Origin of the sequence: Streptomyces sp. NPDC046215, assembly GCF_040646215.1 — a bacterium.
GTDB lineage: Bacteria > Actinomycetota > Actinomycetes > Streptomycetales > Streptomycetaceae > Streptomyces > Streptomyces stramineus.
The window spans coordinates 78,462-100,375 of the sequence record NZ_JBEYZW010000013.1 but is presented as its reverse complement, the minus strand read 5'-3'; the positions used below and the strand labels follow the sequence as shown (position 1 = coordinate 100,375).

Genomic DNA, 21,914 nt, shown 5'->3' with positions numbered 1-21,914 from the left:
GCCCCGCCCGCTTCATGGGCGGCCAGCCCACCGAGCGCTCCATGGACTTCGCCGGCTCCGGCAAGCGGCTGCTGGCCACCCTGCGCCCCGAGCGCGCCGTCATCACCGTCGCGCTGGCCCTCGGCGTCGCCAGCGTCGCCCTCGCCGTCATCGGCCCCAAGATCCTCGGCCGGGCCACCGACCTGATCTTCGCCGGTGTCATCGGCGGGCGGTTCCCCGACGGGCGGACCAAGGCCGAGGTCATCGAGGAGATGCGCCGAGGCGGCGACGGCAAGACCGCCGACCTGCTGGCCTCCGTCGACTTCACCCCCGGCCACGGCATCGACTTCGACGCCGTCGGCCAGGTCCTGCTGTGGGTGCTGCTGATCTACATCGGCTCGTCCCTCTTCGCCCTCGTGCAGGCCCGCATCGCCACCAACGTCGTCCAGCGGGCCGTCTTCCGGCTGCGCGAGGCGGTCGAGGAGAAGCTCGGCCGGCTGCCCCTGAGCTACTTCGACAAGCAGCAGCGCGGCGAGGTCCTCTCCCGCGCCACCAACGACATCGACAACATCCAGCAGACCCTCCAGCAGACCCTCAGCCAGATAGCCTTCTCCGTGCTGACCATCGTCGGCGTGCTGGCCATGATGTTCTGGATCTCCTGGCTGCTCGCCCTCGTCGCCCTGGTGACCGTCCCCGTCTCCGTCGTCGTCGCCACCCGCATCGGCAAGCGGGCCCAGCCGCAGTTCGTCGCCCAGTGGAAGTCCACCGGCAAGCTCAACGCCCACATCGAGGAGATGTACACCGGCCACGCCCTGGTGAAGGTCTTCGGGCGGCAGAAGGAGTCCGCCGAGGTCTTCCGCAAGGAGAACGAGGACCTCTACCAGGCCGGCTTCAAGGCCCAGTTCATCTCCGGGATCATCCAGCCCGCGATGATGTTCATCGGCAACCTCAACTACGTCCTCGTCGCCGTCGTCGGCGGGCTGCGCGTCGCCTCCGGCAACCTCTCCATCGGTGACGTCCAGGCGTTCGTCCAGTACTCGCGGCAGTTCAGCCAGCCGCTCACCCAGGTCGCCTCCATGGCCAACCTCGTCCAGTCGGGCGTCGCCTCCGCCGAGCGGGTCTTCGAGCTCCTCGACGCCGACGAGCAGTCCCCGGAGCCGGCCGCGCCGCCCCGGCCCGCCCGGGTCCGCGGCCAGGTGGCCTTCGAGGACGTCTCCTTCCGCTACGTCCCCGACAAGCCCCTCATCGACGGCCTCTCCCTGACCGTGCGCCCCGGCCAGACCGTCGCCATCGTCGGGCCCACCGGCGCGGGCAAGACCACCCTGGTCAACCTGCTGATGCGCTTCTACGAAGTGAACGGCGGCCGCATCACCCTCGACGGCGTCGACATCGCCGCCATGTCCCGCGAGGACCTGCGCTCCCACATCGGCATGGTCCTCCAGGACACCTGGCTCTTCGGCGGCACCATCGCCGACAACATCGCCTACGGGGCCGAGGGCGCCTCCATGGACGCCATCGTCGAGGCGGCGAAGGCCACCCACGTCGACCGGTTCGTCCGCACCCTCCCCGACGGCTACGACACCGTCATCGACGAGGAGGGCGCCAACGTCAGCGTCGGCGAGAAGCAGCTGATCACCATCGCCCGGGCGTTCCTCGCCGAACCGGAGATCCTCGTCCTCGACGAGGCCACCAGCTCCGTCGACACCCGCACCGAGGTCCTGATCCAGCACGCGATGGGCCGCCTCCGCGCGGGCCGCACGAGCTTCGTCATCGCCCACCGGCTCTCCACGATCCGCGACGCGGACGTGATCCTGGTGATGGAGGCGGGCCGCATCGTGGAACAGGGCACGCACGAGGAGCTGCTCGCGGCGGAGGGGGCTTACGCGCGGCTTTACGCCGCCCAGTTCGCCGCGCCCGTGGCCGGGGGCTGAGGGGTCTCGGCGGTGCGTCGTGGCGTGCCGCCGTCGCCGGGTGCGGCGCCGGGGTGCTCCGGGCTTCGCGGGGCTGCTTCGCTCCACGCCCCGCAAAGGGGCCTGCGCACCCCGGCGCCTGCCGTTGACACAGGCAACCGAGCGACACCCCCGTGCCTCCGTGCGCCCCCCGTGCCCCCGCCGCTCCGGCGGGGGCCGGGTGCGCACGTCAGCTGTCAAGAGGGCCACGCGATGACCACCCGAAGTGATCGACGGAACACAAGGTCGTGCAAAAACGTCCGCACTTCCGAAAGCCCGGTGGGCTATCCTGCTGGGCAGAGAGGATCCGGGCAGAGTCGCCCCCGGGTCCTTTTGTGCATTCGGCCGCGTCCTGCGCGGATGAGCGCACACGTGCACGTTGTGCACGACCCTCCACAGGGCGCGGAGAGCCACAACCGTACGAAGCAGTGCCGCATACTCCCCCAGAGTCACACCTGGGTGGTGCCCCCTTCGCAGGGACCGAGGAGGAACCGACGTCATGGGCGAGCGAAGCGTGCAGATCCGCCGGAACCGTACGACGACCGAGGCGGGTGGCAGCCGATGAGCTCCCTCCTGCTCCTGACCAACGCGCTCCAGCCGTCCACCGAGGTGCTCCCCGCCCTCGGCCTGCTGCTGCACAGCGTCCGGGTGGCACCGGCCGAGGGCCCGGCCCTCGTGGACACCCCGGGGGCCGACGTCATACTGATCGACGGCCGCCGCGACCTGCCGCACGTCCGCAGCCTCTGCCAGCTGCTGCGCTCCACCGGCCCCGGCTGTCCGCTGCTCCTGGTCGTCACCGAGGGCGGCCTCGCCGCCGTCACCGCCGACTGGGGCGTGGACGACGTCCTGCTCGACACCGCGGGCCCGGCCGAGGTCGAGGCCCGGCTCCGGCTGGCGATGGGTCGCCAGCAGATCACCATGGACGACAGCCCGATGGAGATCCGCACCGGCGACCTCTCCGTGGACGAGGCGACGTACAGCGCCAAGCTCAAGGGCCGGATACTGGATCTCACCTTCAAGGAGTTCGAGCTCCTGAAGTACCTCGCCCAGCACCCCGGCCGGGTCTTCACCCGGGCCCAGCTGCTCCAGGAGGTCTGGGGCTACGACTACTTCGGCGGCACCCGCACGGTCGACGTCCACGTGCGGCGGCTGCGCGCCAAGCTCGGCCCGGAGCACGAGTCCCTGATCGGCACCGTCCGGAACGTCGGCTACCGGTTCGTGGTCCCGGAGAAGCCCGAGAAGGCGGCCGAGCGAGCGGAGGACGCCCCTCCGCAGGCGTCCGCCGCGACCGCCCGGAAAGAGGCGCCCGAAGTGACGAAATCCCAGGTCGCTCGCCCGGCCGAGCGGTGAGTGGACCCGCGTAGACTGCCCGGCGTGGCCAAGGTGACGCGGGACGATGTGGCGAGACTTGCGGGGACGTCGACCGCGGTCGTCAGCTACGTCATCAACAACGGGCCGAGGCCCGTGGCCCCGGCCACGCGCGAGCGTGTCCTGGCGGCGATCAAGGAGCTGGGGTACCGGCCCGACCGGGTCGCCCAGGCGATGGCGTCCCGGCGGACGGACCTCATAGGACTGATCGTCCCGGACGCGCGCCAGCCGTTCTTCGCCGAGATGGCCCACGCCGTCGAACGGGCGGCGGCCGAGCGCGGCAAGATGGTCCTCGTCGGGAACTCCGACTACCTCGACGAGCGCGAAGTGCACTATTTGCGCGCTTTCTTGGGCATGCGGGTGTCCGGCCTGATTCTGATCAGCCAGGGCCCCAGCGAGCACGCCGCGGCGGAGATCGACGCGTGGGACGCCCGCGTGGTGCTGATGCACCGCCGCCCCGACGCGATAGACGACGTCGCCGTGGTCACGGACGACGTCGGCGGCGCCCAGCTCGCCACCCGCCACCTCCTGGAGCACGGCCACCCGTACGTGGCCTGCCTCGGCGGCACCGAGGAGACCCCCACCGTCGGCGACCCCGTCACCGACCACGTCGAGGGCTGGCGCCGGGCCATGCGGGAGGCCGGGAAGTCCCTGGAGGGCCGGCTCTTCCAGGCCCCCTACAACCGCTATGACGCCTACCAGGTCGCCCTCCAGCTCCTCGCCGGCCCCGACCGCCCCCCGGCCCTCATCTGCGCCACCGACGACCAGGCCATCGGCGTCCTGCGCGCGGCCCGTGAGCTGCGCATCGACGTCCCCGGCGAGCTCGCCGTCGCCGGCTTCGACGACGTCAAGGAGGCGGCCCTGACGGACCCGCCCCTGACCACCGTCGCCTCGGACCGGCAGGCCATGGCCCGTTCCGCCGTGGACCTCGTCCTCGACGACGGGCTGCGCTTCACCGGCTCCCGGCGCGAGCGCCTGAAGCAGTTCCCCTCCGCGCTGGTCATCCGCCGCTCCTGCGGCTGCGGCGGCTGAGGGCTCGTCCCTCCGGCCGACCCGCCGCTCATCCCCGCGGCGGGCCGGGCACCTCCCCGAGGCTGACGATCACCTCGCGCCGACCGGCGAGGCTGAGGGCGTGACCAGGACCCGTAACCAGAGCTCCGGCGCCACCGAGCGCCCCGTCCAGCGGTGGGCGGAGCTCACCGCCCACGCCATCCCCCTCGTGCTGCTGCCCCAGTGCCTGTGGCGGCTCCCCTTCGCCGTCCACTTCGAGATGGGCATGCGGGACCAGGGCGGCATGCCGAGCCCGTGGATCAGCGTCCCCTACGTGCTCGGCCTGAGCGTGATCACCGAACTGCTGGCCCTGCTCTCCTTCGCGCTCGTGCGCGGCTGGGGCGAGGTCGTGCCCGCACGGGTCCCCGGCATCGGAGGCCGGCGGGTGCCCCCGAAGGCCGCGGTCGCCTGCGCGGTCGTCGGCGGCCTGGCCGCCACCGCGTTCTGGGCGCCGACGGTGCTGTCGTGGTTCCACGTCATCCCCGAGGGACCCGGCTACGTCAACGGCTGGTGGGAGGCGCTCGCCAAGGTGTGCATCGCCCCCGGGACCCTGTGGGGCCCCATGGTGCTGGCCCTCGCCTGCGCCTACGCCGCGCGGCGGCGCGGCACCACGCGCTGACACGGCTTCGGGCGGGCCCCGGCTGAGCGACAATCGCGATCATGAAGATCGACGACCTCGCCATACCCGCGTCCCCCGCCTGCACCGCCGCGCTGGAGGTGGCCACCGCCTACTGCTCGCCCGCGCTGCTCAACCACTGCGCGCGCTCGTACCTGTGGGCGGCCGCCCACGCGGCGGCGGAGGGCATCACCTTCGACCCTGAGCTCCTCTACGTCGCCGCCCTGCTGCACGACCTCGGGCTGGTCGCGGAGTTCGACAGCCACACCGTCCCGTTCGAGACGGCCGGCGGGCATGTGGCGTGGGTCTTCGCGGCCGCCGCCGGGTGGCCCGCCGAGCGCCGGACGCGGGTCTCCGAGGTGATCGTCCGGCACATGTGGGACCGCGTCGACGTGACGGAGGACCCCGAAGGGCACCTGCTGGAGTTCGCCACCAGCGTGGACATCTCCGGCCGGGGCGCCGACCGCTTCCCCGCCGGCTTCCGCGCCGAGGTGCTGGAGCGCCACCCGCGGCTCGGTCTCGCGGACGAGTTCGTCGCCTGCTTCGAGGACCAGGCCGCCCGCAAGCCGGGCAGCTCCGCCGCCGGCGCTGTGCGGAACGGCATCGCTGTTCGGGTGGCTGCGAATCCCTTGGACGCGTAGTCCTGCCCGGCGGGTCTGTGGGTGCGCCACCGCTGCGCGGTGGTGTCCTCAAGCGCCGGACGGGCTGATTCGGCCGAGCTCAGCTGATACCAGTGGGCAGAAATCCGGTGGCCGTCCCCGCCTGGTCCCTGCGCATACTGCGGTCATGACTACTGCGCGGAGGCCGGTCCTGAGCGTCGGCGAAGAGGACACCGAGCTGTACGACCGGCTGGACAAGGAGCTCACCGCGTTCAACGACGCGGCCACGCCCGGCGCCGCGCGCGCCGAGCTGTCGGTGAAGGTGACGGACGCCCACGGGGAGCTGATCGGCGGCCTGTCGGGATGGACGTGGGGCCGGCTCTGCGGGGTCGAGCTGCTGTGGGTGCGCGAGGACAGCCGCAAGGACGGCTGGGGGACGAAGCTGCTCCAGGCCGCCGAGGCCGAGGCCGTACGCCGCGGCTGCGACGCCGCGGTGCTCTCCTCGTACACCTTCCAGGCGCCGGACTTCTACCGGCGCCACGGCTACGTCGAGGCGGGCCGGCTGCCGGATGTGCCCGGCGGGCACGAGGACGTATACCTGCACAAGCGGTTGACGGCTTAGGGCTTGTCGTTACCGCCTGCGGCGGCGGGCGCCCTGCGGGCGCGTCGTGGCTGGTCGCGCAGTTCCCCGCGCCCCTTCGGGGCCGCGTCAGTCCGCTTCAACGCCCAACGGCCGGAAACCGTTCACAAATCGCGCGTACCGGAGGTAGGGCTTGCGGACGAGGGGCGCGTGCGTGGTGGGATGTGCTGATGCGAACCCCCACACGCATACCCACGCTGCCACCCAACCCCTATGACGAACTCGCCACCCTGGCCGACCCGATCCGCCCCGCGGACCCCGCGGACCCCATGTACGCCGGGGGCGACGACGCCTCCGCGTATGAGTTCACCTACGTCAGCCCCGACAGCGATCTGCACCCGCTCGACTCCCCGCTGACCTACATCAGCTCCGACGACGCGCCCCCGCCCGGCCACCGCCGCCACCGCGCCAAACGCCCCGGCCGCCGCCGCAGGCGCAAGACGGCCGCCGCCCCCCGCGGCAGGCCCCGCGCCACCCGGCTGCTCTTCACCACCGTCTCCTGCGCCGCCTTCCTCGTCCTCGCCGACCGGTGCGCGGTCCTCTACGCGGAGAAGAAGGCCGAACAGCGGCTCCAGGAAGACCTCCACCTGGAGGCCGCTCCCCAGGTGGACATCCACGGCTTCCCGTTCCTCACCCAGGTGGCGGCCAAGCACCTCCAGCGGGTCGACGTCACCGTCCCCCACGTCGACGCCGGCCGCGTCACTCTCGCGAAGGTTCAAGCGGGCGCCCGCGACATCCGCATCGACGGGGACCTGCCCGCCTCCGTGCGCGGCGCCGTCGTCGGCCGGCTCGACGGCGACGTGCTCCTGAAGTTCGCGGACATGAACCGCGAACTCGGCGCCTCCCAGGTGCGCTTCAGCCCCCTCGGCGACCACTCGATACGCGCCGAGGGCCGCCTCGACCTCGCCGGGCAGCAGCTGCGGCTGCGCGCCGAGGCCCACCTCCGGCGCGTCGGCGCCCGCGGCCTGTCCACCGACATCGACGGCATGAGCGTCGACGTGCCCCGCGTCGCCACCTACCGGCCCGGCAAGGACAAGGGCCTGACCCTGCACCGCGAGTTCGCCGAGCGCATCAGCCGCGACGCCGCCCGGGCCAAGGCCCTGCTGTCCGTGCCCGCCCTGGCCGACCGGCTGGGGCTGACCGCCGACGACGTGGCGGTCGCCCTGCGCGACGAACAGCGGTTGCGCGAGATCACCGGTCAGCCCGCGTTCGTCGAGAAGCTGACCCGCGCCAACCTCCTCGACGTGATCGCCGAGCACCCCTGGCTGCTGGAGAAGATCGGCATCGACCCCGGCCTGATCACGGCCCTCACGCAGCTCAGACTCCCCGAGCTGACCGACCGGCTCTCCTTCTCCGCCGAGCTCCCCGAGCAAGCCGCGGACGTGCGCCTGCGGAGCATCACCGTCGAGCGCGACGGCATCCGGGCGGAGCTGTCCGGCACCGAGCTGCCGGTCGGCAAGCCGCGGTAGGGGGTGCCCTGTGCCGGGCCCTCAGCGCCCCGCTGGAAGCCGGGCCGACACGCTCGGGTCGGCCCTACAGCGGCGGTGGCGCCGTCGCCGCCCCCGGCAGCCGGACGGACGCCACCGTCCCGCCGCCCTCCGCCGGGCGCAGCACCACCTGGCCGCCCGCCTGCTGCACCGTCCGGGCGACGATCGACAGCCCCAGCCCGCTGCCCGGCAGGCTCCGTGCCGTGGGGGAGCGCCAGAACCGGTCGAAGACGTGCGGGAGCTCCTCGGCCGGGACGCCGGGGCCGTGGTCCCGCACCGTCAGCTCGCCACCGGACAGGGCGACCTCGACCGCACCGCCCGGCGGGCTGAACTTCACCGCGTTGTCCAGCAGATTGACCACCGCCCGCTCCAGGGCGGCCGGCTCGGCCCGGACGAACCACGGGTCGAGCCGCACGGAGAACGTCAGCCCGGAGCCGCGCAGCCGGGCCCGCTCCACCGCCCGGTGCACCGCCTCGTGCAGCGCGATCACCGGCACCGGGCCGCTGCCCGGGCCGGCCTCCGGGCGGGACAGCTCCTGGAGGTCGCCGATCAGCACCGCCAGCTCCGTCATCTGGGCCTTGACGCTCGCCAGCAGCTCCTTGCGGTCCTCCGGGGGGATCGCCCGGCCGGTCTCCTCGCTGCGCACGAGCAGGTCGATGTTGGTGCGCAGCGACGTCAGCGGGGTGCGCAGCTCGTGCCCGGCGTCCGCGATGAGCTGCTGCTGCCGGTCGCGCGAGAGGGCCAGGGAGGCGGTCATGGAGTTGAACGAGCGCGACAGGCGGGCGATCTCGTCCTCCCCGTCGACGGGGATGCGGACGGCCAGGTCCTCCGTGCGCGCGATGTGCTCGACCGCGTCGGTCAGCCGGTCCACCGGCCGCAGCCCGGTGCGGGCGATCGCCAGCCCCGCGGCGCCGGCGCCGAACACGCCCACGCCCGCGGTGAGCGCCAGGACCAGGGCGAGCTTGTTGAGCGGCTTGTCGATGTCGCCGGTGGGCTGGGCGATGGTGACCGCGTAGACGCCCGGGACGCCGTCGCTCGCCGAGGTGGCGACCCGCATCTCCCGGCCGTCCTTGGCCCGCGCGTCGTGCAGCACCGGCTCCCCGTCGCGCACGACCCGCAGGTCCTCGGGGCCGACGGTGACCGGCGACTTCCCCGCCGAGGTGCACACCGCGCCCGTCGTGGTGATGATCTGGACAGTGTAAGGGCTGGGGAAGGGGTGCTGCCCGGTGCCGCAGGTGCGCAGGAGTTCCAGGACGGTCTCCTTCGTCGGGCTCACATTGGTCAGCGTGGTGTCCCGCTGCTCCTCCAGTTGCTCCTTGAGCACCACCCAGGACACGCCCGCGACGATCGCCACGGCCACGGCCACGGCCGCCGCCGTCAGCAGCGCGAGTCTCGACCGCAGCGGCAGCCCGCGGAACCGGCCGGTCATTCGGGGCTGCCGTCCGTCCGCAGCACGTAGCCCACCCCGCGCACGGTGTGGACGAGCCGGGGCTCGCCCGCCGCCTCGGTCTTGCGGCGCAGGTACATCACGTACACGTCCAGCGAGTTGGACGAGGGCTCGAACTCGAAGCCCCACACCGCCTTCAGGATCTGCTCCCGGGTGAGGACCTGCCGCGGGTGGGCCAGGAAGAGCTCCAGCAGCGTGAACTCGGTGCGGGTCAGCTCCACCGCCCGGCCGCCGCGGACCACCTCGCGGGTGGCGAGGTCCATGCGCAGGTCGGCGAAGGACAGGGTCTGCGTCTCCGCGGGCGCGGCGGCCGCGTAGGAGCTGCGGCGCAGCAGGGCCCGGATGCGGGCCAGCAGCTCGTCCAGCTCGAAGGGCTTGACCAGGTAGTCGTCGGCCCCCGCGTCGAGGCCGGTGACCCGGTCGCCGACGGTGTCGCGGGCGGTCAGCATGAGGATGGGCACGGTGACCCCGGAGGCCCGCAGCCGGCGGGCGGCGGTCAGGCCGTCCATGCGCGGCATGAGGACGTCGAGGACGATCAGTTCGGGGTCGTAGGCGGCGACCTTCGCTACCGCGTCGAGCCCGTCGACGGCCAGTTCGGTGCCGTACCCCTCGAAGGCGAGGCTGCGGCGCAGCGCCTCGCGGACGGCGGGTTCGTCGTCCACGATCAGGATCCGGGCGGGGTGATCGCCGTGGTCGGCGGGGCTCATCGGTGCTACCTCGCGGTTCATCTCATGGTCAGGTCGCTCTCAGCGTCGCACGACGGCGGTCTCAGCCGCTGGTGCCGCCCGCCCGGAGCTTCGCGAGGTCGGCCTTGACGGTGTTGACCGGGATGGCGAAGCCGAGCCCCGCGCTGTTGCCGGAGCCGCCGCCGCTGGCGGAACTGGAGTCGTACATCGCGGAGTTGATGCCGATGATCTCCCCGCTCATGTTGATCAGGGCGCCGCCGGAGTTGCCGGGGTTGAGGGAGGCGTCGGTCTGGATGGCCTTGTAGGTGGTCTTGGACGAGCCCGTGTCGCCGTTGTACTCCTGGCCGCCGTACTCGAACGGCCACTGCGGCAGGCCCCGGCCCCGCTGCCCCTGCTGCTGCTTGCCTTTCTCCTTGGAGACGGTGACGTCGCGGTTGAGGGCGGAGACGATGCCGCTGGTGACCGTGCCGGTCAGGCCCTCGGGCGAGCCGATGGCGACGACCTGGTCGCCGACGGCCACCTTGCCGGAGTCGCCGAGCGAGGCGGCCTTGAGGCCCTTGGCGCCCTGCACCTTGATCAGGGCCAGGTCCTTGTCCGGGTCGGTGCCCACGACCTTCGCCGTCTTGGTGCTGCCGTCGCTGAAGTTCACCTGCACGGTGTCCGCGCCCGCGACCACGTGGTTGTTGGTGACGATCTCGCCGTCGCCGGTGATGACCACACCGGAACCCGTGGACTGGCCGGAAGTGGTGGCCGCCTTGATCTCCACGATGCTGGGGCTGACGGCCTTGGCGACGGCCGAGACACCGCTGCTCTTCGACGACACGTTCTGGACGGGCGTCGCGTGGCTGCTGCCCGCCGAGCCGCCGGACAGCTCGTTGACGAGGGCCGCGGAGCCCCCGCCGACGACGGCCGCGAGGATCGCGCAGGCGGCGAGCAGGGCGACCGGGCGGCGGGCGCGGGGCGCCGCGTGCGCGCCGGGCGCGTCACCGGGCGCCGGGGCGGCGAAGGCGGCGTAACCGCCGTCGCCGGGGCCGTTGCCGCCGGAGCCGCCGGGCCCGTGCCCGTCACCGGGCCAGGTGGTGACCCCGGTCGCCGTGGTGACCGGCCGCGGGGGCGCGTAGGGCGGCGGGGACGGAAAGGCGGAGGACTGCTGCGGGTGCTGCTCGGGATCCTGGGCGCCGTCGCGGCGGTGGTTGTCCGTCATGGCTATGACTGTGCTCCGGCTGGATGAGAACAGTCTGAGTGTGCGCTGAGAAGCCCGGCAGAAGTATGTATGTCCGGTATAAGGACCGGTAGGGGGAGCACCGGGAACGAGCGAGAGGACGCACCATGCAGGTGGCCGGCTGGCACGTGGAAGTCGAGTTCGACGAGGACGACACGCACACCCGGGCGGCGGCCCTGCTGCGCCTGCGCGACGGTGTGGAGCTCAAGGCCCGGGGCCAGGCCACCCGCGACCCCCGGGACCCGGACGAGCGGCGGATCGGCGAGGAGCTCGCCGGCGGCCGGGCGCTCGCGGACATCGCCCAGCAACTGATGGCCAAGGCCGGTGCCGAGGTGCGGAGCCTGGGGACGCCCTGAGGTCCGGCCCCGGGCCCGCGCACCGGGGCGTCAGCGGCGCCCGCCTCCGCCGTAACCGCCCCCGCGCCCACCGCCGTAACCCCCGCGCCCGCCACCGGAGCGGTCCTCGCGGGGGCGGGCCTCGTTGACGGCGAGGTTGCGGCCGTCGATCTCCCTGTTGTTGAGCTGGGCGACGGCCTGCGCGGCGTCGGCGTCGTCCATCTCGACGAACGCGAAGCCCTTGGAGCGGCCGGTGTCGCGATCGGTGATGACGTTGACGCTCCGGACCGCGCCGATCTCCCCGAACAGAGTGGAGAGGTCACCCTCCGTCGTCTGATAGCTCAGATTGCCCACATACAGCTTCTTCGTCACGGTCGACTCTCCCTGGCTGCGCGATGGCCGGCTCGGTCGAGCCGAGCCGACCGTCGCAGCAGCGGGAGGGGCGGGCAAGGGGTCATGAGTCGTTTCCGGCCATCGTCACCTCACCCCCGTGCCCGCCCCGGATTCACCGCGGCCCTGGTCAGGCGACGTCGGGAAGGGGGTTCGGGATCGTCAGGATGCTCCCGACCACGGGGCCGGTCAGCTCGATGACGCCGCTCATCTCCGCGCCGACGACGCCCAGTAGGTGCGCGTGAACGTCGGCATGGGCCGGTGCCGCCAGCGCGGCGCCGCCGGCGGTCAGCAGAACGGTGGTGGCGAGGGTGGTCAGGACGCGTCGCGCGGACTTCATCGCTCTCCCTGTTGATCACGAAGGGTGGTGGCCGAGTTCTTTCCGGCGGCTTGTCCGACAAACGGCGGTTGTCCGCGACGTGGTGGCACGCGCCGGTACTCCGGAACGCCGAAGCGCCCGGCGCGCGTTACCGCGTGCCGGGCGCTCTGGTCGGGGCTATGCGCCCCTGGGGTTACTTCACGACCGTGATGCGGTCCGCCTTCGGCGGAGCCAGCGGGGCCGTCTTCGACGAGTGCGCCGTGAGGTACGCGGTGAAGGCGTCCAGGTCGGAGGCGCCGATGCGCTTGTTCTTGCCCTCCTTGAAGGCGGGGAAGTTGTCACCGCCGCCCACGAGGAACTCGTTCGCCGCGACCCGGTAGGTCTTGGCCGGATCGAGCGCGGTGCCGTTCAGCTTCACCGAGGCGGCGTCGACGCGCGCCGCGCCGGTCTTGGTGAGGTCGAGCGTGTACGTCAGGCCCCGGCTCACCTGGAGGATCTTGGGCTCGGCCTGGTTGGCGCCGCTGACCTGCTGCTGGAGCAGGGCGAGCACCTGGGCGCCGGTCAGGTCGACCGTGGCCGTCATGTTGGTGAACGGCTGGACGGTGAACGCCTCGCCGTAGGTCACCACGCCGTCGCCCTCGCTGCCCGACGCCTTGTGGGCGAGGTCGGAGCGGATGCCGCCGGGGTTCATGAAGGCGATCTGGGCGCCGCCCTTGTCGGCCGGGGCCAGGGCCTCCAGCTGCGCGTCGGCGAGGACGTCACCGAGCGGCTTCTCGTACGCCTCCGAGCCGCGGCCGTTGATGTCGGCGGAGATGTAGCCGACCGGCTTGTTCGCCACCGGGGCCGCCAGCTTGTTCCAGCGGTTGATCAGGGCGGTCATGTCGGCCGCCTTGGGCTGCGTGCGGTCGACGACGTGGTTGGCGGCGCGCGGGCTCGCAACGCTCGTGCGGACGATGTCCTTCGTCCGGCGGTCGTACGTCAGCGTGGTGTCGGTGTACAGCCGGCCGAAGGAGGCGGCCGAGGTCACCGTGCGGGGCGTGCCCGACGGGTCGGGGATGGTGCAGGCGTACGCCTGGTGGGTGTGACCGGTGACGAGGGCGTCGACCTGCGGGGTGACCTTCTTGGCGATGTCGACGATCGCGCCGGAGATGCCGTCGCCCGGGCCGGGGCTGTCGCAGTCGTAGTTGTACGAGCCGGACGCCGGCTGGCCGCCCTCGTGGACGAGGGCGACGATCGACTTCACGCCCTGGCGCTCCAGTTCCTTGGCGTACTTGTTGATCGTCTCGACCTCGTCGCCGAACTTCAGACCCTTGACGCCCTCGGCCGTGACGACGCCCGGGGTTTTCTCCAGGGTGACGCCGATGAAGCCGATCTTCACCCCGTTGCGCTTCCACACGGTGTACGGCTTGAGGATCGGCCGGCCGGTCTTCTCGTCGGTGACGTTGGCCGCGAGGTAGGGGAAGTCCGCGCCGCGGAACTTCCTGCCCTTCTCGAAGCAGCCCTCCTTGGGGTGGCAGCCGCCCTTCTGCATCCGCGTCAGCTCCGCGCGGCCCTCGTCGAACTCGTGGTTGCCCACGGAGGTGACGTCCAGGCCCAGCTTGTTCATCGCCTCGATGGTGGGCTCGTCGTGGAAGAGCCCGGTCATCAGCGGGCTGGCGCCGATGAGGTCGCCGGCCGCGGCGGTCACGGAGTAGGGGTGGCCCTTGCGGGCCGAGCGCAGCGAGCTCGCCAGGTACTCGACGCCACCGGCCGGAACGGCCTTCTTCGTGCCGTCGGCCTGCGTCTCGGTGACGGTGCCGGAGGAGCCCTGCGGCGGCTCCAGGTTGCCGTGCAGGTCGTTGAAGGAGAGCAGCTGGACGTCGACGGTCCGCTTGTGGTGCCCGAGGTCCCGGGCGCTGTCGGCGCCGGCCGGGGTGGCGGCGGAGAGGACACCGGCGGTGGCCGCGAGTACGGCGGTGGTGGCTGTCAGCCGTCTTGCGAGACGCTTCCGTGGCGGCGTCGCGTGCATTTGTTCCCCTTTGTGCATCTGGCAGGTCGTTCAGTCGCTCGGCAGCCTAGGTCAACGCGTGTAGAACGTCAGGAGGGTTGAGATGACGAATTGATAGCGTCCGGCCGCCCGCTCACCCTGGCACGGGCCCCGGAACCACTGCTCCGCGGCCCCCGGGTCGTAGGCTCGCCCCATGACTGACGTGGTGAACGACGTAGGCGGACAGCGGTCGACCGAGGTGACCGGGGAGCTGGCTCCCGAACAGGTGCGGGACGTCCTGAGCCTGGTGGAGGAGGCCGCGGCCGAGGACGGGCAGCCGGCCGTCTCCGAGCAGGGGCGGCTCCAGCTCAAGGGGCGGCGCGAGGGCGTCCGGCACGTGCTGCTGCGCAACGCGGAAGGGCTGCTCGTCGGGTACGGGCAGCTGGAGGACAGCGACCCCGTCGAGGCCCCGGCCGGCGAGCTCGTCGTGCGCCCGGCCCACCGGGGGCGCGGGCACGGCCGGGCCCTGGGCAACGCCCTGTTGGCGGAGTCCGGCAAGCGGCTGCGGGTGTGGGCGCACGGCGGGCACCCGGCCGCCCGGCACCTCGCGCAGGTGCTCGGCCTGAGCCTCTTCCGCGAGCTGCGGCAGATGCGCCGCCCGCTGGCCGGCCTGGACCTCGCCGCACCCGCCCTGCCCGAGGGCGTCTCCGTGCGCACCTTCCGGCCCGGTGAGGACGACGCCGCGTGGCTGGCCGTCAACGCCGCCGCCTTCGCGCACCACCCGGAGCAGGGGTCGCTGACCCAGCGGGACCTCGACGACCGCAAGGCCGCCGACTGGTTCGACCCCGCGGGCTTCTTCCTCGCCGAGAAGGACGGCGCCCTCGTCGGCTTCCACTGGACGAAGGTGCACGCCGCGGAGTCGCTCGGCGAGGTGTACGTGGTGGGCGTGCGGCCCGGGGCACAGGGCGGCGGGCTCGGCAAGGCGCTGACCACCATCGGGCTGCGGCACCTGGCGGAGCGGGGCCTGCCGACTGCCATGCTGTACGTCGACGCCGACAACGCCGCCGCGGTCGCCGTCTACGAGGGGCTCGGCTTCGTGGTGCACGAGACGGACCTGATGTACCGGACCGAGAGCTGAGGGACCGCCCGGCGCCCCGTTTGACAGGAATTACTGATATAAATCACCCTTTCGCTAGTGAACTAGTGAAAGTCGGCAGGGAAAGGAAGGGACACGCGTGGTCGAGTTCCGCATCGACCGGCGCAGTGGTCTCGCCACCTATCTCCAGATCGTCCAGCAGGTCAAGCAGGCCCTCCGGCTCGGCCTGCTCGTCCCCGGCGACAAGCTGCCCACCGCCAAGGAAGTCGTCGCGGCCACGGCCATCAACCCCAACACCGTCCTGAAGGCGTACCGCGAGCTCGACCGCGAGGGCCTGGTCGAGGCCCGCCCCGGGCGCGGGACGTTCGTGCGGCGGTCGCTGGCCCGGCCGCAGGCGGGCTCCGACTCGCCCCTGCGGGCCGAGCTGGCCGACTGGGCGGCCCGCGCCCGCGCGGCGGGGCTGGAGCGGGAGGACGTGGCCGCACTGGTCGCGTCCGTCCTGGACGACAGCTTCGAGAGCCCCGAGCCGGACGGCCGGTAAGGGACGGGCCGGCGGCTCACGGGCTGTCTATTCAGCCCGTCCGGCGTTTGAGGACACCGCCGCGCAGCGGAGGTGCACCCGACACGACCCGCGCAGGGGCAAGCACACCCCCGCGAAAGACCGGCCTGCAAGGCCCGCGGCGGCGCCGCGGGGTGGGGTGCCGCTTCCCTGTGCGCCATGTGGGCGTTACCCGTGATTCAACAGGGGTTGCGAGTCTGACGGAATGCAGCCCGCCGCCCCCCGCGTGCCCGACCGGAGGCTACGCGTCGCCCCCGAACCCGTCACCACCTCGGCTTTCGGCGCGCCCGCCCCGCCCCGCGCGCGGGAGACTGGAAGCATGACCCAGTCCTCGCGCGCCCCAGCGGACGGCAACCCGCAGCCCTCGGTCGGGTCCATCGCCGCGCACCGGCCCCGGACGGTCGCGGGGCCCGCCTCGCCGGGCCTGGCCCCGGACCTGGACGCCTCCGACCTGGGCACTTACGGGCCCGCCTACCCGGCCGGCTTCGCGGGCCGCTACGAGGACGGCCCGGAGGCCGGGGAGGCACTGCCGCAGGGCCGGTTCCTGGACCGGGAGCGCAGCTGGCTGGCCTTCAACGAACGGGTGCTGGAGCTGGCCGAGGACCCCGCCACCCCCCTGCTCGAACGGGCGAACTTCCTGGCGATCTTCGCGAGCAACCTGGACGAGTTCTTCATGGTCCGCGTCGCCGGCCTCAAGCGGCGCATCGCCACCGGCGTGGCCACCCGCTCCGCCTCCGGGCTCCAGCCCCGGGAGGTCCTGGAGCTGATCTGGACCCGCTCCCGCGAGCTCATGGCCCGGCACGCCGCCTGCTACCAGCAGGACGTCGCCCCCGAGCTCGCCGAGCGCGGCATTCACCTCATCCGCTGGCACGAGCTGACCGAGAAGGAGCAGGGCCGGCTCTTCACCCTCTTCCGGCAGCAGATCTTCCCCGTCCTGACGCCCCTCGCCGTCGACCCCGCGCACCCCTTCCCGTACATCTCCGGGCTCTCCCTCAACCTCGCCGTCGTCGTCCGCAACCCCGTCAGCGGCCACGACCACTTCGCCCGGGTGAAGGTCCCGCCGATCCTCTCCCGCTTCCTGGAGGCGTCCCCGCAGCGGTACGTCCCCCTGGAGGACGTGATCGCCGCCCACCTGGAGGAGCTGTTCCCCGGCATGGAGGTGCTCGCGCACCACATGTTCCGGGTGACCCGCAACGAAGACCTGGAGGTCGAGGAGGACGACGCGGAGAACCTCCTCCAGGCGCTGGAGAAGGAGCTCATGCGGCGGCGCTTCGGCCCGCCCGTGCGGCTGGAGGTCGAGGAGACCATCGACCCCTACGTCCTGGACCTGCTGGTCCGCGAGCTGAACGTCTCCGACGCCGAGGTCTACCCGCTGCCCGGCCCGCTCGACCTCACCGCCCTCTTCCGCATCGCGGAGCTGGACCGGCCCGAGCTCAAGTACCCCAAGTTCGTCGCCGGCACCCACCGCGACCTCGCCGAGGTCGAATCCGCCTCCGCGCCCGACGTCTTCGCCGCCCTGCGCGAGCGGGACGTGCTGCTGCACCACCCCTACGACTCCTTCTCCACCTCCGTGCAGGCGTTCCTGGAGCAGGCCGCGAGCGACCCCGACGTCCTCGCCATCAAGCAGACGCTCTACCGCACCTCGGGCGACTCACCCATCGTCGACGCCCTCATAGACGCCGCCGAATCGGGCAAACAGGTCCTCGTCCTCGTCGAGATCAAGGCCCGCTTCGACGAGCAGGCCAACATCAAATGGGCGCGGAAACTGGAGGAGGCCGGCTGCCACGTCGTCTACGGCCTCGTCGGCCTCAAGACGCACTGCAAGCTTTCGCTGGTCGTCCGCCAGGAGGGCGAGACCCTGCGCCGTTACTCCCACGTCGGCACCGGCAACTACCACCCCAAGACCGCCCGGCTCTACGAGGACCTCGGCCTGCTCACCGCCGACGCCCAGGTCGGCGCCGACCTCTCCGACCTCTTCAACCGGCTGTCCGGCTACTCCCGCCGCGAGACCTACCGAAGACTCCTCGTCGCCCCCACGTCCCTGCGCGACGGGCTGGTGGCCAGGATCGGCCGGGAGAGCGAGCACCACGCGTCCGGACGGCCCGCGTACATCCGCGTCAAGGTCAACTCGATGGTCGACGAAGCCGTCATCGACGCCCTCTACCGCGCCGCGCGGGCCGGGGTGCCGGTCGATGTGTGGGTGCGCGGCATCTGCGCCCTGCGGCCCGGGGTGGCGGGGCTCTCCGAGAACATCCGGGTGCGCAGCGTCCTGGGGCGGTTCCTCGAACACTCCCGGGTCTTCGTGTTCGGCAACGGCGGGGAGCCGGAGGTCTGGCTCGGCAGCGCCGACATGATGCACCGCAACCTCGACCGGCGCATAGAGGCCCTCGTCAAGGTCACCGACCCCGGACACCGGGCCTCGCTCACCCGGCTCCTGGAGACCGGGATGTCGGACGGCACCGCCTCCTGGCACCTCAGCCCGGACGGCGGATGGACACGGCACGCGACGGACGCCGAAGGGCAGCCGCTGCGGAACGTACAGGAGACGCTCATAGACGCCCGGAGGCGCCGGCGTGGCTCAGCGACCCCATGACCCGCCGCTTACGGACACCGCGGCCGGCGGGCAGGAAACGACGATGACGATGACGAAGCGGCACCACGCCGCCCCCGTGCCCCGCACCGCACCGGACCGGGCCACGGCCGCGGAGGTGCTGTCGGCCTACCTCCACACCCAGGCCGCCGAGTTCCTGCGCAGCCTGCGGCTGCACGGCGAGAGCGGCCGGGGCACCGACGACGCGCACGAGGCCGCCCGCCTGCTGCGCCGGTCCGCCCGCCGGATCGCCGGCGCCCTGCACGTCTACCGGCCGCTGACGGACGTGACGCACACGGACGAGCTCCGCTCCGAGCTGGTGTGGCTCTCCGACACGCTCCGCCGCGAGCACGCCCACGCGGCCCGGCTGGCCAGGCTGCGCGGTGCCCTGCACCGGCTGTCGGGGGCGGAGGAAGGGGGCACGGCCGGCGGCGGGCTGACCGTCGGGGCGGCGCGGGCCGGGGCCCTGCTGGAGCGGCAGCTGACGCTCGCCCGGACGCGCGCCCACTCCGCGGCCCTGGTCTCGCTGGGCTCCTCGCGCTTCCACGCCGTCGCCGACGCGGTGGCCGTGCTCGCCTCCGAGGTGCCGCTGGACCCTGCCGCGCGCGACCTCCTCGCCCGCGAGGCGCTGCCCACGCTCGCGGAGCAGGCCCACCGGCACCTGACGGAGGCCGCCGAGGCGCTGCCGCTGGCCGTGGCCGGCCACCCGTACAACGCCGAGGCCCTCGCCCACGGCCTCGCCGCCGGCCCGGCGCCCGACGCGCCGCCCGCCGAGGGGCGGCAGGACGCGCCCTGGCACCACGTGCGCCGCCTGGTACGGCTGCGGAGGTACGCGCAGGAGGTGCTCGACGAGCACGGCGGGACGGAGGTGGAACCCCCGCTGTCCGTCCGCCTGCTGAGCGCCAATCAGGTCCTGGACCGGCACCGGGACGCCGCCGAGGCCGCGGCCGCCGCGGCCGCCGCCGCCCGCACCCCCCGCATCGCCCCCGCCACGGCCTACGCGCTCGGCGTCCTGCACGCCGACCAGCGCCACGAGGTCGAGGCGGCCCGCTTCGCGTTCGGCCGGATCTGGCAGCGGGCGGGGGTGAGCGGCCCGTGACGGGCGGCGTGGCCGACGGGGTGTGCGATGCCCTCATCCGGGCGGTGGCCGGACTTCGTGACGCCGGCCGGCCCGGACCGCCCGGGAGCGGGCCGGGGCGCGGACGCAGGAGCACCCGCCCGGCGCGGCGCCCCGCCGGTCAGTGGCGTCCGAGCTCGGTCAGGTCCAGCGTGCCCCGCACCACCTGCTGGGCGAGATCGGCCATCCGCATCTGCCGCGGCCGGGCGTAGCCCCGCAGGACGTTGAACGCCTCGTCCAGGCCCACCTGCCAGCGCTCGGCCAGCACGCCCTTGGCCTGCTCGATCACCACTCGGCTGTGGAGCGCGGCCTGCAACTGCGCCTTGTCGACATTGACCTGCTCGATCGTCCGCTGCTGGAGGATCGCGATCGTGGCCACGTCCGCCAGCGCCTGGGCCAGCTGGGTGTCGGACTCGGAGATCCGCTCGGAGCGGGAGTGGAAGAGGTTCAGCGCGCCGATGATCTGATGGCGCAGCCGCATGGGAATGGCGTGGGTGACGCGGAAACCCGCCTGCCGCGCGTGCGCGGCGAAGGGCCCGAAGGTCTCTGTGACCCGGGCCGACTCCAGGTCGATGTTCAGCTGTGCCTGCCCGGTGTGGTAGCACTCCACGCACGGCCCCTGCTCGTGCTGGAGGGCGAACAGCTCCAGCAGCCGGGTGTGCTCATCGGAGGCCGCGATGACCTGCAACTCACCGTTCGGGTCGACGAGCATCACGCCGACGGCGTCGATGTCGAGCAGTTCGACACAGCGGGTGGCGAGCCGGTGCAGGAAGTCGATCAGGTCGAAGTCGTCGATGAGCGAATCGACGGCCTCGACCAGGATCTCCAGCGTGCGTTGCTGGCTAGCCATGGCCATCATCCCCTTTTCCCAAAAGACGGGTCCGACCCGTCATCAATGTGTCGGAAGCTCAGACGCCGGGCAACGACGTCCTCCGCGACCTCGAGCAGCGGCTGTTCATGGCGGTAGGCGTGGGCACGCAGCAGGACCAGGGCCTGGGCGACCGACACACCCGCCTGGACGCTGATCATCCCGCTGGCCTGGTGGACCGCCGCCCGGTGCAGCGAGGTCCCGGCCTCGGCGGTGGCGAATCGCTTCGTCCGCTCCCCGCCGTCCAGCAGCACCGCGGTCACCGCCGCGCTGAGGATCAGGGCGTCGTCCATCGCGACCGCCGTCAGCGGTCCCACCGTGCCGCGCTGCGCGGTCAGCACGCCCAGGCACACGCCGCCGATGCGCAGCGGGAAGCAGAAGAGGGCACCCACCCCGAGCCCGGTGAGCGTCGGCAGCAGCACCGGCCACCGATCCGGGCGCACCCGTGCCACGTCCGGCTCGATGACGACCGCGCAGGAGCCCACGGCGTCCGGCCCGGGCCCCTCGCCGAGCGTGAACTGCTCGTCCTCCAGGCGTTCACTGACCCCGGGGGACGACCACACCAGCTCGCTCAGGGTGCCGTCGGTGGCGAGGGAGACCGCGACCCCGTCCACGCCCAGGATCCGGGCGCACTCCAGCGGGTCCCCACTGATCAATCCGGGGCCCGAACGTGCGGACAGCTCGCGCAGCACCCGGGCCATGCCCGTGCTGGTAGCCACTGCCGCCACCTGCTTTCGGCTCCTACGCGTCGCGTGTCGCCCCGAACGGACGACCCGTCGCTCTCACCCTACGCCCTGGAACCCCGGTGCGGACTGCCGTCGAGGGAGTCAAGATCCGCCACATCCGTCAGCGAGGCCACGGGCCGGAAGACGTCCAGAAGCCCGGCCATGGACATGACCTTCAACGCCCAGGGGCGGGTGCACAGCACCTCGAAGCCGCCGCCGTTCGCCAGCAGCCCGGCGCGGGCCCGGTACATCGCACCGAGCACGGCGCAGTCGAAGAAGGTCACCCGGCGCAGGTCGACCACGACGACGGGCTTGCCCAGCGCTATCAGCTGCAACAACAGCGACTCGATCCGGGGCACGGCCGCTACGTCGACCTCACCGGCCAGCTCCAGCACACCCCACCGGCCCACCGTATGAATGCGAGCCTCGCCCTGCCACTCCGTCACGACCGTTCCCCCAGCTTGGACCGGATAGGACGGCACCGGGGCTCACTCGCCCGCGCACACCGTCGCCACCAGGGTCCGGGGCGGCTGCCGCAACGTTATGCCCTCCAGTGGCCGCACCGGAGGACGCGCGCATTCAAGCCCACGAAGGTATGAAAATCGCCAGAAGTGCCCCCCAAACTCGACGATCCATGCTTCGGCCCGACGACATATGCCGGGTGGCCGAGACCCTCACCCGCTCCTCCGGGCCGCCTTCCGGAGTGCTCACCCCCGCTCTATGGTGAGGTCCGTGGCCCCGGCCCCCGGCCGCATCCTCCCGTGGACGCGCCGGATGCCTCCCGCCCTGCCGGTTCCTCCGTGGTCGAGGAGCGACCGGCCGGTGTCCCCGCCAGGGGAGGGCGGTGCACCGGCCGGTCCATCAAGCGCCGGCCACGCAAGGGCGCCGCTACGGCGGCTCGCCCTC

General features: G+C 72.6%; 21 protein-coding genes. 12 read left to right on the top strand and 9 right to left on the bottom strand.

Annotated features, from left to right (window positions below; all coding sequences use genetic code 11):
• The first annotated feature begins 14 nt into the window (after window positions 1-14).
• The 7 genes from ABZ951_RS08605 to ABZ951_RS08575 all read left to right on the top strand — a co-directional run bounded on the left by ABZ951_RS08605 (window position 15) and on the right by ABZ951_RS08575 (window position 7,670).
• On the top strand, window positions 15-1,910 hold the full coding sequence (locus ABZ951_RS08605) for an ABC transporter ATP-binding protein (RefSeq protein WP_344086773.1): 1,896 nt from the start codon (window positions 15-17) through the stop codon (window positions 1,908-1,910).
• A gap of 579 nt (window positions 1,911-2,489) precedes the next feature.
• Complete coding sequence (locus tag ABZ951_RS08600; RefSeq protein ID WP_344086596.1) at window positions 2,490-3,278, top strand: response regulator transcription factor; 789 nt, start codon at window positions 2,490-2,492, stop codon at window positions 3,276-3,278.
• Between the two features lie 24 nt (window positions 3,279-3,302).
• Entirely contained in the window at window positions 3,303-4,328 is a 1,026-nt protein-coding gene (locus ABZ951_RS08595) for a LacI family DNA-binding transcriptional regulator (RefSeq protein ID WP_344086599.1), read from the top strand.
• Between the two features lie 100 nt (window positions 4,329-4,428).
• The gene (locus ABZ951_RS08590) at window positions 4,429-4,965 is read left to right on the top strand and encodes a hypothetical protein (protein ID WP_344086602.1); all 537 of its coding nucleotides are present in this window, start codon (window positions 4,429-4,431) and stop codon (window positions 4,963-4,965) included.
• A gap of 41 nt (window positions 4,966-5,006) precedes the next feature.
• Window positions 5,007-5,603, top strand: a complete 597-nt coding sequence (locus ABZ951_RS08585; protein WP_344086605.1) for an HD domain-containing protein — start codon at window positions 5,007-5,009, stop codon at window positions 5,601-5,603.
• Between the two features lie 145 nt (window positions 5,604-5,748).
• Complete coding sequence (locus tag ABZ951_RS08580) at window positions 5,749-6,183, top strand: GNAT family N-acetyltransferase (protein WP_344086608.1); 435 nt, start codon at window positions 5,749-5,751, stop codon at window positions 6,181-6,183.
• 188 nt (window positions 6,184-6,371) lie between these two features.
• Window positions 6,372-7,670, top strand: coding sequence for a DUF2993 domain-containing protein (locus ABZ951_RS08575; RefSeq protein ID WP_344086611.1), 1,299 nt, complete (start codon window positions 6,372-6,374; stop codon window positions 7,668-7,670).
• 64 nt (window positions 7,671-7,734) lie between these two features.
• On the opposite strand, the gene ABZ951_RS08570 is transcribed toward ABZ951_RS08575, so the two are convergent.
• The 3 genes from ABZ951_RS08570 to ABZ951_RS08560 all read right to left on the bottom strand — a co-directional run bounded on the left by ABZ951_RS08570 (window position 7,735) and on the right by ABZ951_RS08560 (window position 11,025).
• Window positions 7,735-9,117, bottom strand: coding sequence for a HAMP domain-containing sensor histidine kinase (locus tag ABZ951_RS08570; protein ID WP_344086614.1), 1,383 nt, complete (start codon window positions 9,115-9,117; stop codon window positions 7,735-7,737).
• Window positions 9,114-9,842, bottom strand: a complete 729-nt coding sequence (locus ABZ951_RS08565) for a response regulator transcription factor (RefSeq protein ID WP_344086616.1) — start codon at window positions 9,840-9,842, stop codon at window positions 9,114-9,116. The genes ABZ951_RS08570 and ABZ951_RS08565 overlap by 4 nt, the downstream gene beginning before the upstream one ends.
• A gap of 61 nt (window positions 9,843-9,903) precedes the next feature.
• Window positions 9,904-11,025, bottom strand: a complete 1,122-nt coding sequence (locus ABZ951_RS08560) for a trypsin-like peptidase domain-containing protein (protein WP_344086618.1) — start codon at window positions 11,023-11,025, stop codon at window positions 9,904-9,906.
• Window positions 11,026-11,150: 125 nt separating this feature from the next.
• Here ABZ951_RS08560 and ABZ951_RS08555 point away from each other — a divergent pair, with 125 nt between their 5' ends.
• Window positions 11,151-11,399, top strand: coding sequence for a dsRBD fold-containing protein (locus tag ABZ951_RS08555; protein WP_344086621.1), 249 nt, complete (start codon window positions 11,151-11,153; stop codon window positions 11,397-11,399).
• Window positions 11,400-11,429: 30 nt separating this feature from the next.
• On the opposite strand, the gene ABZ951_RS08550 is transcribed toward ABZ951_RS08555, so the two are convergent.
• The 3 genes from ABZ951_RS08550 to ABZ951_RS08540 form a co-directional block, all read right to left on the bottom strand.
• A complete protein-coding gene (locus ABZ951_RS08550; RefSeq protein WP_344086624.1) occupies window positions 11,430-11,750 on the bottom strand; it encodes an RNA-binding protein in 321 nt (106 codons plus the stop codon).
• A gap of 148 nt (window positions 11,751-11,898) precedes the next feature.
• Entirely contained in the window at window positions 11,899-12,108 is a 210-nt protein-coding gene (locus ABZ951_RS08545; protein ID WP_344086627.1) for a hypothetical protein, read from the bottom strand.
• A gap of 172 nt (window positions 12,109-12,280) precedes the next feature.
• Window positions 12,281-14,095, bottom strand: a complete 1,815-nt coding sequence (locus ABZ951_RS08540) for a bifunctional metallophosphatase/5'-nucleotidase (protein WP_344086630.1) — start codon at window positions 14,093-14,095, stop codon at window positions 12,281-12,283.
• Between the two features lie 172 nt (window positions 14,096-14,267).
• Between ABZ951_RS08540 and mshD the strand changes: the two genes are divergently transcribed.
• From mshD to ABZ951_RS08520, 4 genes are all read left to right on the top strand, one after another.
• On the top strand, window positions 14,268-15,191 hold the full coding sequence (gene mshD, locus ABZ951_RS08535; RefSeq protein ID WP_344086633.1) for a mycothiol synthase: 924 nt from the start codon (window positions 14,268-14,270) through the stop codon (window positions 15,189-15,191).
• A gap of 97 nt (window positions 15,192-15,288) precedes the next feature.
• Window positions 15,289-15,690, top strand: a complete 402-nt coding sequence (locus tag ABZ951_RS08530; protein ID WP_344086635.1) for a GntR family transcriptional regulator — start codon at window positions 15,289-15,291, stop codon at window positions 15,688-15,690.
• Between the two features lie 337 nt (window positions 15,691-16,027).
• Window positions 16,028-18,301: an RNA degradosome polyphosphate kinase gene (locus ABZ951_RS08525; protein WP_344086638.1), complete on the top strand. Its 2,274-nt coding sequence runs from the start codon at window positions 16,028-16,030 to the stop codon at window positions 18,299-18,301.
• A gap of 49 nt (window positions 18,302-18,350) precedes the next feature.
• A complete protein-coding gene (locus ABZ951_RS08520; protein WP_344086776.1) occupies window positions 18,351-19,397 on the top strand; it encodes a CHAD domain-containing protein in 1,047 nt (348 codons plus the stop codon).
• Window positions 19,398-19,536: 139 nt separating this feature from the next.
• Here ABZ951_RS08520 and ABZ951_RS08515 read toward each other — a convergent pair whose 3' ends face one another.
• The 3 genes from ABZ951_RS08515 to ABZ951_RS08505 form a co-directional block, all read right to left on the bottom strand.
• Window positions 19,537-20,265, bottom strand: coding sequence for a GAF and ANTAR domain-containing protein (locus ABZ951_RS08515; protein WP_344086641.1), 729 nt, complete (start codon window positions 20,263-20,265; stop codon window positions 19,537-19,539).
• A 5-nt stretch (window positions 20,266-20,270) separates the two neighbouring features.
• Window positions 20,271-21,002: a GAF and ANTAR domain-containing protein gene (locus ABZ951_RS08510; protein ID WP_344086644.1), complete on the bottom strand. Its 732-nt coding sequence runs from the start codon at window positions 21,000-21,002 to the stop codon at window positions 20,271-20,273.
• A 68-nt stretch (window positions 21,003-21,070) separates the two neighbouring features.
• Window positions 21,071-21,454, bottom strand: a complete 384-nt coding sequence (locus ABZ951_RS08505) for an STAS domain-containing protein (RefSeq protein WP_344086647.1) — start codon at window positions 21,452-21,454, stop codon at window positions 21,071-21,073.
• Between the last annotated feature and the right edge of the window lie 460 nt (window positions 21,455-21,914).